The organism is Kitasatospora sp. NPDC058032, assembly GCF_042885845.1.
GTDB lineage: Bacteria > Actinomycetota > Actinomycetes > Streptomycetales > Streptomycetaceae > Kitasatospora.
This window is the reverse complement of the sequence record NZ_JBHVRK010000001.1, coordinates 457,161-467,856: the sequence shown is the minus strand read 5'-3', so window position 1 is coordinate 467,856 and position 10,696 is coordinate 457,161. Positions and strand designations below refer to the sequence as shown.

At 76.0% G+C, this 10,696-nt stretch carries 9 protein-coding genes; 6 read left to right on the top strand and 3 right to left on the bottom strand.

Translation table 11 applies throughout. The features are described 5' to 3' along the window. Positions 1-3: 3 nt before the first annotated feature. Together ACFVUH_RS02070 and ACFVUH_RS02065 are read left to right on the top strand one after the other, a co-directional pair. Positions 4-201 carry an MbtH family protein gene (locus ACFVUH_RS02070; RefSeq protein WP_355362746.1) on the top strand — a complete coding sequence of 66 codons (198 nt, stop codon included), beginning with the start codon at positions 4-6 and terminating at the stop codon, positions 199-201. Continuing rightward, complete coding sequence (locus ACFVUH_RS02065; protein ID WP_387910552.1) at positions 198-1,655, top strand: DHA2 family efflux MFS transporter permease subunit; 1,458 nt, start codon at positions 198-200, stop codon at positions 1,653-1,655. The genes ACFVUH_RS02070 and ACFVUH_RS02065 overlap by 4 nt, the downstream gene beginning before the upstream one ends. A 137-nt stretch (positions 1,656-1,792) precedes the next feature. Here ACFVUH_RS02065 and ACFVUH_RS02060 read toward each other — a convergent pair whose 3' ends face one another. Beyond that, on the bottom strand, positions 1,793-2,773 hold the full coding sequence (locus tag ACFVUH_RS02060; RefSeq protein ID WP_387910550.1) for a GNAT family N-acetyltransferase: 981 nt from the start codon (positions 2,771-2,773) through the stop codon (positions 1,793-1,795). Between the two features lie 437 nt (positions 2,774-3,210). Here ACFVUH_RS02060 and ACFVUH_RS02055 point away from each other — a divergent pair, with 437 nt between their 5' ends. Further along, entirely contained in the window at positions 3,211-3,708 is a 498-nt protein-coding gene (locus ACFVUH_RS02055; protein ID WP_355362752.1) for a carbonic anhydrase, read from the top strand. A gap of 45 nt (positions 3,709-3,753) precedes the next feature. On the opposite strand, the gene fes is transcribed toward ACFVUH_RS02055, so the two are convergent. Together fes and fhuB are read right to left on the bottom strand one after the other, a co-directional pair. Continuing rightward, complete coding sequence (gene fes, locus ACFVUH_RS02050) at positions 3,754-4,917, bottom strand: enterochelin esterase (RefSeq protein ID WP_387910768.1); 1,164 nt, start codon at positions 4,915-4,917, stop codon at positions 3,754-3,756. Between the two features lie 40 nt (positions 4,918-4,957). Further along, on the bottom strand, positions 4,958-7,129 hold the full coding sequence (fhuB, locus tag ACFVUH_RS02045) for a Fe(3+)-hydroxamate ABC transporter permease FhuB (RefSeq protein ID WP_387910548.1): 2,172 nt from the start codon (positions 7,127-7,129) through the stop codon (positions 4,958-4,960). 154 nt (positions 7,130-7,283) lie between these two features. Here fhuB and ACFVUH_RS02040 point away from each other — a divergent pair, with 154 nt between their 5' ends. From ACFVUH_RS02040 to ACFVUH_RS02030, 3 genes are all read left to right on the top strand, one after another. Next, the gene (locus tag ACFVUH_RS02040; RefSeq protein WP_355362756.1) at positions 7,284-8,363 is read left to right on the top strand and encodes an ABC transporter substrate-binding protein; all 1,080 of its coding nucleotides are present in this window, start codon (positions 7,284-7,286) and stop codon (positions 8,361-8,363) included. Between the two features lie 77 nt (positions 8,364-8,440). Then, a complete protein-coding gene (locus ACFVUH_RS02035; protein ID WP_387910546.1) occupies positions 8,441-9,244 on the top strand; it encodes an ABC transporter ATP-binding protein in 804 nt (267 codons plus the stop codon). 160 nt (positions 9,245-9,404) lie between these two features. After that, the gene (locus ACFVUH_RS02030; RefSeq protein ID WP_387910544.1) at positions 9,405-10,613 is read left to right on the top strand and encodes a PQQ-dependent sugar dehydrogenase; all 1,209 of its coding nucleotides are present in this window, start codon (positions 9,405-9,407) and stop codon (positions 10,611-10,613) included. The last annotated feature ends 83 nt before the right edge of the window (positions 10,614-10,696 follow it).

The window sequence follows — 10,696 nt, the reverse complement described above, 5'->3', positions numbered from 1 at the left end:
CCCATGAGCGACGCCCCCGCCAACCCCTTCGACGGCGACGGCGAGTTCCTCGCGCTCGTCAACGACCAGGGCCAGCACTCGCTCTGGCCGGCCTTCGCCGCCGTCCCGGCCGGCTGGGCCGTCGCCCACGGGCCGTGCGAGCGCGCCGCCGCCCTCGACTGGATCACCGCCCACTGGACCGACCTCAATCCGGCCCGATGAGCCAGGCGGACACCCAGCCCGGCCCGGCCCCCGCCCAGCCCCCCGGGCCCGACGACGCCCCGGCGGCGCGCCCGCTGTTCGCCGGGCGCCTCGCCGTGGTTCTCGTCTACACGGCCGCGATGTGCATGAACGGCCTGGACTCGACGATCGTCAACCCGGCCCTGTTCACCATCGCCGGTGACTTCGGCCGCCCGGTCTCCGCGGCCAACGCCGTGGAGACCGCCTTCCTGGTCGGTCTCGCCGTCGGCCTCCCGGTGGCCGGCTGGCTCGGAGACCGCTTCGGCGTGCGCCGGGTCTTCCTCGGCTCGCTCGCCGTCTTCACCCTGGCCAGCGCGCTGTGTGCGGCCGCGCCCGGCCTCGGTGCGCTCACCGCCGCCCGCGCCGTGCAGGGCGTGGCGGGCGGCCTGCTCACCCCGGTCGGCATGACCCTGCTGTTCCGGGCGTTCGAGCCGCACGAGCGGGCGGGCCTCGGCAAGGTGCTGATCGTGCCGACCGCGCTGATGCCCGCACTCGGCCCGCCGCTCGGCGGCCTCCTCACCGAACACCTCTCCTGGCACTGGCTGTTCCTGGTCAACGTGCCGATCGGGGTGGCGGCGGTGCTCACCGGTCTGTTCGGCCTGCGCGACCGGGAGGAGCCGCCGGCCGGCGGCTTCGACACCACCGGCTTCCTGCTCGCCACCCCCGGCCTCGGCCTGCTCACCTACGCGCTCGGCTTCGGCCCCGCGCATGGCTGGGGCTCACCGGCGGTGGCGGCGTCCGGAGTCCTCGGTGTGCTGCTGCTCGGCCTCGCCGTCCGTCACCAACTCCGCGCCGAGGAGCCGCTGGTGGACCTCCGGCTGCTCGCCGACCGGTCCTTCGGCGCGGCCGGTTGGCTGGCGCTGCTGACCGCCGCCGGCCTGATGGGCGCGCTGTTCGCGTTCCCGCTGCTCCATCAGGCGGCGCTCGGCGCCTCCGCGCTGGACGCGGGCCTGAGCGTCTTCCCGGAGGCGATCGGCCTGATGGCGGCCTCGCAGGTGGTCGACCGGTTGCTGCCGAGGCTGGGCCCGCGCCTGCTCGCACGGCCCGCCCTGCTGCTGGCGGCGCTGGTGCTGGCCGCGCTGGCGGTGCCCGGCGTCGGCGAGAACGCCTGGGCCGTGCGGGCGCTGATGTTCGGCGTCGGCCTGATCCTGGGCACCGCCGTACTGACCGTGCAGATCGCCGGGTTCGCCGATGTGCCGCCGCCCGCGATGGGCCGCGCGATGGGCCTGTTCACCATCGTCCGCACGCTCGGCGGCGCCTTCGGCATCGCGGGAGCGGCGGCCCTCATCGGCGCCCTGTCCGAGGACGGCACCCACGCCACCGACCCCGGCCCCTACCGGATCGCCCTGCTGGCCACGGCCGCCGCCGTCGCCCTCGGCGCCCTGGTCGCGGCTCGCCTCCCGAAGGAGGCTCCGGGCCCCCCGCCGCTGGACTGACGACCCCGCACGACCGACGGCCCGCCGAGCCCCCGCCCGGCGGGCCGTCGTTTCGCCCCACCGCCCCACCGCCCCACCGCCCCACCGCCCCACCGTCCTGTCCCACCGTTCCGCCCCGCCCGCCCCCGGCCGCGCGCTCAGAACTCCTTGACCAGCCGCCGGTGCCCCGGCCCCCACCGGTAGCCGAGGGCCGTGTTCACCGCGACCATCGGCACGTTCGCGGCCTCGACCTCGGTGCTGACCGTCCGCACACCGTGGTCGGCGAGGTGGCGGGCGGCGTGCAGTTTGAGGGCCCGCGCCAGCCCCCGGCCCCGCCAGGCGCGCAGCACCCCGGTGTAGTGGATGTGGCAGGCGTGCGGGTCCGGGACGGCGTGCACGACGGTGACGCCGACGATGCGGCCCGTGCACTCGACGGTGAACACCCAGTCGGGCCGGCCGCCGGGCGCGCCCAGGGCGTCGGCACGCCACTGCTCGAACTCCGGTAGCGAGTCGACGAATCCCGGGTTGTCCCGCAGGGTCTCCCGGTAGAGGTGGTGGAGCTGCCGTTCGGGCTCGGGCGCGGTGGTGGTGGCGAGCGTGCCGAGCACCATGCCGGGCGGTGCCTGCGGGGCGGGCAGGTGCGGCCCGACGGCGGCCACGGCCGAGCGGATGTGCGCATCCATCCGGTAGCCCCGGCCGAGCAGCAGGGCGGCCAGGTCCGCCGGGCACGTCCCGTGGCTGTGCCCGGATGCCCCGTGCCCGTCCGGGAACTCGCCGAGCAGCCGGGAGGCGCCGGCCCCGCGCGCCCAGCGCTCCAGTCCGTCGTAGAGCGGCAGCAGCCAGGCCGGCGCGCGGCCGGGCGCGCTGACGGCGAGCGAGGCGAGGTCACCGGGCGGTGTCCAGGGCGCGCGCCAGGCGGTGGCGAAGGCGAGCAGGTCCCCGGACGGCCCGGGGTGCACCAGCCGCACCCGCCCGTGCCCGGTGAGCCGTCCCCGGTGGTCGGTGGAGAGCGCGTCCGCGTCCGGCAACGCCGCGTCCCGCTCCCGGAGTTCGGCCGCCGTCACGGGCGCGGGCCCCTCGGCCGACAGCAGCTCGGCCAGCGCGGGGTAGTCGACGGCGGGCAGGAAGGCGCGGATCACCGGAGGTCGCCGAGAAGGGATGAGTCCATCACATGTGACACCGTACTGATCCCCGGTCGGCCCCGCCGGGCTTTTTCCGGAAGCACCCGCCGCCCCGGGACCGTCACTCGACGGGGTGGTGAAAGCCCGAATCCCCGGCGGCCGGGCGCGGTGGGCAGTACGGTGCCCGCATGACCGTGCTCGTCCGCCGTCGTCACATCGACTTCGGCCGCATCCACTCCACCGGCTGTCCGGTCATCGTCTGATCGTTCGATCGCCCGGCCCGTCCGGCCGCGCCGCCACACGGGGCGGCGCCGCCGAGGCCGTCGTCCATCCCGTCGGGGAGCGCCGGCGACGAGTGCGCACGCCCGGAAGGTTCACGCCCTCCGCGCACCCGCATGCCCGCGCGCACCCCGGTCCACCACGATCCGACCGCACCGAAGGGACAGCCGTCCACCATGACCGACACCGCCACCGACCACTACCTGCGCAACAACGCCGACTACGCCACGGCCTTCGACGGGCCGCTCCCGCTCCCGCCGGCCCGTCGCACGGCCGTCCTGGCCTGCATGGACGCCCGGCTCAACGTCTACGGCGCGCTCGGCCTCGCCGAGGGCGACTCGCACGTGATCCGCAACGCCGGCGGCGTGGCGACCGACGACGCGATCCGCTCGCTGGCGATCAGCCAGCGGCTGCTCGGCACGCGGGAGATCATCCTCATCCACCACACCGACTGCGGCATGCTCACCTTCGGCGACGACGCCTTCCGCGAGTCGATCCGCGAGGAGACCGGCGTCAAGCCCCCGTGGGCCGCGGAGGCCTTCGCCGACGTGGAGACGGACGTCCGGCAGTCGGCCGCCCGGATCCGCACCAGCCCCTTCGTCCCGCACCGGACCTCGGTGCGCGGCTTCGTCTTCGACGTCGCGACCGGGCTCCTCAAGGAGGTCGTGCTCTGAGCGGCGGGCCCGGGTGCGGTCGGCGCCGCTCCCGGGCCCCGGTCCTCAGCGGCCCTGCGGCGCGGCCGTGCCCAGCAGGTGCACCAGGCCGTCGGCCAGGCCGCCGCGCCAGCAGGCGTAGTCGTGGCCGCCGTTGAACTCGCGGTAGGCGAGGTCGTAGCCGCGCGCGGTCAGCACGTCGCGCAGATGGCGGTTCTGGGTGAGCAGCATCCACTCCTGGAGCCCGACCTCCACCCAGAACCGGGCGCCGACCTGTTCGGCGGCCGCGAACTGCCTGGTCAGCCACTCGCTGCCGCCGTCGAACCCGGTGCCGTCCGGCCACCAGAACGAGCCGGACTGCGAGAGCGCGTTGCCGAACCGGGCCGGGCGGCGGAAGGCGGCGAAGGCCGCCGTCAGTCCGCCCGCGCTCTGTCCGGCGATCACGGTCCGGGCCGGGTCGGCGGTGGTGCGGTGCTCGGCGGCGGCCCAGGGCAGGATCCGGTCGGCGAGCAGGTCGACGAAGTCCGGGTTGCAGCTGAGGTCGTCCGGCCGGCCGGGGCCCATGGTGTGGACGAGCAGGGCGACGGTCGGCGGGACGAGACCCTCGGCCGTCAGGTTGTCCAGGGTGTCGCCGAACGACAGCACCTCGCCCCACATCTCGCCGTCCAGCAGGACCAGCACCGGGTACGGTCCGGCGTCGACGCGGTGCCCGGCGGGCAGGTGCACGTCGATCCGCCGCCCGGCCACCTCGGCGCGCACGGTGCGGCCGCGGGGCACGTCGGCGCGCCGCGCCGCGTACGGCTGGGCGGGTGCGTCCGGCAGGGCGAGCACCGAGGAGGGGTGGCGTCCGTCGCGGGCGGGCAGCAGCGCCCCGGTGCCCCGCGGGTCGGGGCGGGCGCCGTCCAGGACCCGCAGCCAGTCCGCCCGCCGGGTGCCGGGGAGGGCGCCGCGCACCGGGTACAGCTGGTAGGACGCCCGGTGGTCGGCGCGCAGCCGGTAGGTGCGCGACCAGCCGCCGGCCCGGCGTTCCATCAGGTGCGGGGTGAGGTCGCCGGCGTGCCGGTCCTTGTCGGTGACGGTGTGGACGAGCGCGAGCACGCCGTCGTACGGCGGCCCGTCCGGCTCGTCGCGCAGCACGAAGGTCACCTGCCGGTAGGCCGGGTCGTCGGGGTCGGGATCGACCAGCGGCGCGCCCTCGGCGGCCACCCGGTCCCAGAACTCGTCGCCCATCGTGGTCCGTTCGTTCGGCACGGGAAGAACTCCTCAACGGTCAGGCGGGGTTGCCCTTGCGGCCGAGCAACACCCAGAGCAGGAAGGGGCCGCCGAGCACCGTGGTGACGATGCCCACCGGGATCTCGACGCCGGAGATCAGCACCCGGCCGAGGGTGTCGGCCAGGACGATCAGCACCGCGCCGACGAGCGCCGAGCCGAGCACCGGCACCCGGGCCGGGCCGGCCAGCCGTCCGGCGACCACCGGCGCGGCCAGCGCGACGAAGCCGACCGGTCCGCAGACGCCGACGGCGAGGCCGGCCAGCGCCACCGCGAGCAGCAGGCAGACCAGCCGGACCCGGCCGGGGTCGACGCCCAGCGAGGAGGCGACGTTGTCGTCGAACCGCAGCACGGCCAGCCGGCGGGCCACCACCAGGGCGAGCGGCACCAGCACGGCGAGGCCGATCAGCACCGGCGTGGCCACCGCGTAGTCCCGGCCGTTGAGGCTGCCGGAGGTCCAGACGTACAGCGACGTGGCCGAGCTGAGCGAGCGCCGGGCCATCGCCACCTGGATGACGGCGGAGGCGAGCGCCGACATGGCCAGGCCCACCACCAGCACCCGGTAGCCGCGCGCGCCGAGCCCGCCGGAGACCACGGTGACCACGGCGACGGCGGCCAGCGCGCCGATCGGCCCGGCCCACCAGGCGCCGAACGCGCCGGAGGCGGTGACCGAGATCAGCACGGCGGCGGTGGCGCCGTCGTTGACGCCGAGCAGTTCGGGGGTGGCGAGCCGGTTGCGGGCCAGCGTCTGGGTGAGGCAGCCGGCCAGGCCGAGCGCGGCGCCGGCGGCGAGGCCCGCGACGATCCGCCCGAGCCGGAACTTCTGCACCAGCAGCACGTCCAGGCGCTCCCCGTGGCCGAAGACGGCCTGGAAGGTGCGGCCGAGGCCGAGTTCGCTCTGCCCGGCGTGCGCGGAGACCACCACGGCGGCCAGCAGCGCCGCGGCCAGGCCGAGCGCGGCCAGCGCGGAGCGGCGGGGGAGTAGCACCGACAGCGCGCCGCGCCGGATCACCAGGTCGGGCCGGGGCGCCTTCTCCTCGGTGTGGCCGTGGCGGCCGGAGGATTCGGCGGGTGCGGTGTCGGTCATGCCGAGTGCGGCGGTCCTGCGGGAGCGGACGATGGCGATCAGGGCGGGCGCGCCGATCAGCGCGACGATCACCGACACCGGGGCTTCGAACGGCCGGGCCACCACCCGGGCGAGCACGTCGGCGCCGGTCAGCACGGCGGCGCCGACGAGTCCGGCGAGCAGGGTGAGCCGGCCGACCCGGGGCCCGGCGACGGCGCGGGCCAGGAAGCCGGCGAGCAGGCCGAGGAAGGAGATCGGCCCGGCGAGGGCGACGGCGGAGGCGGTGAGCAGGGTGACGGCGAGGGCGACGGCGGCCCGGGTGGCGCCGGGGCGGTGGCCGAGGCCGCGGGCGAGGTCGTCGCCGAGCGCGAGCGCGGACAGCGGCCGGGTGGTGAGCAGGGCGACCGCGAAGCCGAGGCCGAGCACCGGGGCGAGCTGGCGCAGCGTCGTCCAGCCCTCCACGCCGGCCAGTGAGCCGAGCACCCAGACCCGGTAGCGGTCGTACGCCTCGGGGGAGTTGACGATCAGCACGCCGGTCAGGCCGCCGAAGGTGGCGCCGACGGCGGAGCCGCCGAGCACGAGCCGCATCGGGGAGCCGCCGCCCCGGCTGCCGGCGATGGCCAGGACCAGTCCGCTGGCGAGCACGGCGCCGACGAAGGCGAAGGCGAGGTAGCCGTAGGAGGTCTGCACGCCGAGGACGGCGATGCCGAGCACGACGCCGAGCGAGGCGCCGGCGTTGACGCCGAGCAGGCCGGTCTCGGCGAGCGGGTTGCGGGTGACGGCCTGCAGTTGCGCGCCGGCCACGCCGAGGGCGGCGCCGACCAGCAGGGCGGTCAGGGTGCGGGGCAGGCGCAGGTCGCCGACGACGAGTGCGAGCCGGCTGTCGGCGCGGGCGCCGTCGGTGTCGAGCAGGTAGTCCAGCACCCGGCCGGGGCCGACCTCGCCGGCGCCGACGGACAGGGAGAGCGCGGTGAGCGCGAGCAGGGCGGCGAGGATGCCGCCGACGGCGGCCCAGGAGGTGCGGCGCGACCGCTCGGCCGCCGGCGGGGCGGGGGCGGGGGGATCCGCGTCGGCCGCCTCGGCGGTACCCACTTGCGACAATGTCATAAGGTAAGGCTAACCTAATGGTGATCGCGGTCGGACGGGTGTCCGACCCTGCGTCGGATCCGTCCGGATCGTCCAGGTGCGCGGCGCCGCAGCGCAGTTCCACCGATCCACCGTCCGCACCGCCCGTCTGCAACACCCCTGCCCGGAGGCCCCCATGTCGACCCCGTCGACCCCCCAGAGCCCGTTCGACCTCGCCCGCCGCCGTGCGGTCCAGGTGCTGGCCGCCACCGGGGCGGCCACGCTCCTGCTCGTCGGCTGCGGCTCGTCGGGCTCCTCCGACAAGGGTTCCTCCGGCGCGGGCTCCTCCAGTACCGGCTCCCCCTCGGAGCAGGGCTCGCCGTCCACCGCCGCCACCGCCGCGGGCAGCCCGGCCGCCGACGCGGCCGGCGGCAAGCGGACCGTCAAGGACGCCACCGGCACGGCCGTCGAGATCCCCGCCGAGCCCAAGCGCATCGTCACCCTCACCCAGGAGGACCTCGACGCGGTGCTCGCCCTCGGCCTCAAGCCGGCCGGCATCACCAACGGACAGGGCCTCAACGAGCCGCCGGCGTACCTGAAGGACAAGGTCCAGGGCGTCCCGGTGGTCGGCAATCTGCTGCAGCCCGTCATGGACAAGGTGATCGCCGCCAAGCCTGACCTGATCCTGGCCGGCGACATGCAGGACCAGCAGGTGCTCAAGCAACTGCGCGAGATCACCCCGGCCACCCTGGTCACGATGGCCCCGACCGACGACTGGAAGCTCTCCTTCCGCGGCATCGGAAACGCCGTCAACAAGCTCGACCAGGCCAACAAGGTGATCGCCGACTACGACGCCAAGGCCGCCAGGACCGGCGGCGAGCTCGGCGAGAACAAGGGCAAGGCCGTCTCCATCGTCCGCTGGAACCCGACCGGCCCCAGCTGGATGGAGAAGAAGCAGTTCGCCAGCGGTGTCGCCCTCGACATGGGCCTGACCCGCCCGCAGGCCCAGGACAAGGACGGCAACGCCCATACCCCGGCGCTGAGCCTGGAGAAGATCAACGAGATCGACGGCGACTGGCTGTTCCTCTCCACCCTCACCGACGACGGCAAGGCCGCGCTGAAGGACGTCCAGTCCAAGCCCGCCTACCAGGAGCTGAACGCGGTGAAGAACAACCACACCGTGACCGTCGACGGCTCGGTCTGGTCCACCCGCGGCGGCCCGCTGGCGGCCGACGCGGTGATCGGCGACATCGCCAAGGCGCTCGGCGCCAAGTGACCGCCGGCGGCGGGCGCCCCTCCGTGCGGGGTGTCCGCCGCCCGGTCCGTCTCCCCTCCCAAGCGAAGGAAACCGCCATGGAGTTGACGGTCGAGGGCCTCACGGCCGGGTACGGCCCCGGGCGTCCGGTGCTGGGCGGCGTGGACCTCACCGTGCCCGGCGGGCAGGTGGTGGCGATCGTCGGCCCCAACGGCTGCGGCAAGTCCACCCTGCTGCGCTCGATCGCCCGCCTCCACCGGCCCGACTCCGGGCGGGTGCTGGTCGGCGGCGAGGACGTCTGGAAGCTGCGGCCCCGCCAGGCCGCCCACCGGGTCGCGCTGCTGCCGCAGAGCCCGCAGGCCCCGGAGGCGGTCACCGTCGCCGGGCTGGTCCGCTACGGCCGCCACCCGCACCAGGGGCTGTTCCGGCAGTGGTCGGCCGACGACGAGCGGCTCACCGCCGAGGCGCTGCGGGCCACCGGTGTCGAGGAGTTCGCCGACCGCCGGCTCGACCGGCTCTCCGGCGGCCAGCGGCAGCGCTGCTGGCTGGCCATGGTGCTCGCCCAGGACGCCCCCGTCGTGCTGCTCGACGAGCCGACCAGCGCCCTCGACCTCGGCCACGCGGTGGAGGTGCTGGAGCTGGTCCGCGAGGTCGCGGCGGCCGGGCGCACCGTCGTCATGGTGCTGCACGACCTCGCGGCGGCGGCCCGCTACGCCGATGTGGTGGTGGCGATGCGCGGCGGCGAGGTGATCGCCTGCGGTGCGCCGCGCGAGGTGGTGGACGCGCCGCTGGTGCGGGCGCTGTACGACGTGGACAGCGATGTGCTCGCGGCCCCCGGGGACGGCGCGCCGGTGATCGTCCCGCGCGCCGGGACCCGGTCGGCCGCCTCGCGGATCGGCTGACGCGCGCCTCTCCCGGGGTGCCGGAGTCCCTCGAACGGTCGTGCGGGCGCGGCGGGTTGCGATCGGCGCCGGGCCGGGTGTGGTCTGCTGGACGGGCGTCCGCCGGACGTCCGTTCCGTCGCCGCGTCCGCCCCCCGCCGTCCCCCGGGAGAGGTCACCGATGCCCCGTCGTTCCGCCGCACTGTTCGCCGCCCTCGCCGTCGTGCTCGGCCCGGCCGTCACCGTCGGCTGCTCCTCGGCCGCCGCCCCCGAGTCCGCCGTCGCGCCGTCCGTCCCGGCCTCGGCGCCCACCTCGCCCGCCGAACCCGCGCCCACGACCTCGGCCGCTGCCCCTACCCCGCCCCCGGCGCCGTCCCCGACCCCGGGTGCCGCCGTCTCGGTGGACGTCTCGGGCACCGTCACCGACGGCCTGGCCTCCCCGTGGGGCCTGGCCGTCCTGCCGGACAGCGACCTGCTGGTCTCCGAACGCGACGACGCCCGGATCCTGCGCGTCTCGGCGAAGGACGGCACGAAGACCGTGGCCGGCACCGTCCCCGGCGTCACCGCCGGCGGCGAGGGCGGCCTGCTCGGCCTCGCCCTGTCGCCCGGCTTCGCCTCCGACCACCGGGTCTACGCCTACTACTCCACCGCCTCCGACAACCGCATCGCCCGCCTCGACTACGACCCCGCCCGCCCGGCCGGCTCCCAACTCGGTGAGCCGGTGGTGCTGTTGGCCGGGATCCCGCACGGGAGCCGGCACAACGGCGGACGGATCGCCTTCGGCCCCGACGGTCTGCTGTACGCCGGAACCGGCGACGCGAGCGAACCCCCGCTCGCCCAGGACCGCGACTCCCTCGGCGGCAAGATCCTGCGCCTCGCCCCGGACGGCGCCCCCGCCCCCGGCAACCCGTTCCCGGGCTCGCCGGTCTGGTCGCTCGGCCACCGCAACGTCCAGGGCCTGGCCTGGGACCCGCAAGGACGGCTCTGGGCCTCGGAGTTCGGCCAGGACACCTGGGACGAGCTGAACCTGATCACCCCCGGCGGCAACTACGGCTGGCCGACCGTGGAGGGCGCCGCCGGCCGGCCGGGCCTCGTCGACCCGGTCGCCCAGTGGCACCCCGCCGACGCCTCCCCGAGCGGCATCGCCTACGCCGCCGGGGGCGTCTGGATGGCCGCCCTGCACGGCGCGCGGCTCTGGCGCGTCCCGCTGGACGGCGACCGGCCCGCCGCCCCGCCCATGGACTTCCTCTCCGGCGCGTACGGCCGCCTGCGCGCCGTGGTGGCCGACCGGGACGGCACCCTGCTGCTGCTCACCGACAACACCGACGGCCGCGGCGATCCGCGCCCCGGTGACGACCGGATCCTGCGGCTGACCGTCAAGCGGACGTGATCCCGACCGGCATTGGATCACCCGTTCGAGCGGTTTGAGGCCGGCCCAGAACCGCCGCCCGGCCTTCCTACCGTTCAGTACCC

Coding starts and splice junctions, on each gene's coding strand:
- ACFVUH_RS02055 (WP_355362752.1), top strand. CDS start 3,211: ATGACCGACACCGCCACCGACCACTACCTGCGCAACAACGCCGACTAC.
- ACFVUH_RS02035 (WP_387910546.1), top strand. CDS start 8,441: ATGGAGTTGACGGTCGAGGGCCTCACGGCCGGGTACGGCCCCGGGCGT.
- ACFVUH_RS02065 (WP_387910552.1), top strand. CDS start 198: ATGAGCCAGGCGGACACCCAGCCCGGCCCGGCCCCCGCCCAGCCCCCC.
- ACFVUH_RS02040 (WP_355362756.1), top strand. CDS start 7,284: ATGTCGACCCCGTCGACCCCCCAGAGCCCGTTCGACCTCGCCCGCCGC.
- fes (WP_387910768.1), bottom strand. CDS start 4,917: ATGGGCGACGAGTTCTGGGACCGGGTGGCCGCCGAGGGCGCGCCGCTG.
- fhuB (WP_387910548.1), bottom strand. CDS start 7,129: ATGACATTGTCGCAAGTGGGTACCGCCGAGGCGGCCGACGCGGATCCC.
- ACFVUH_RS02070 (WP_355362746.1), top strand. CDS start 4: ATGAGCGACGCCCCCGCCAACCCCTTCGACGGCGACGGCGAGTTCCTC.
- ACFVUH_RS02030 (WP_387910544.1), top strand. CDS start 9,405: ATGCCCCGTCGTTCCGCCGCACTGTTCGCCGCCCTCGCCGTCGTGCTC.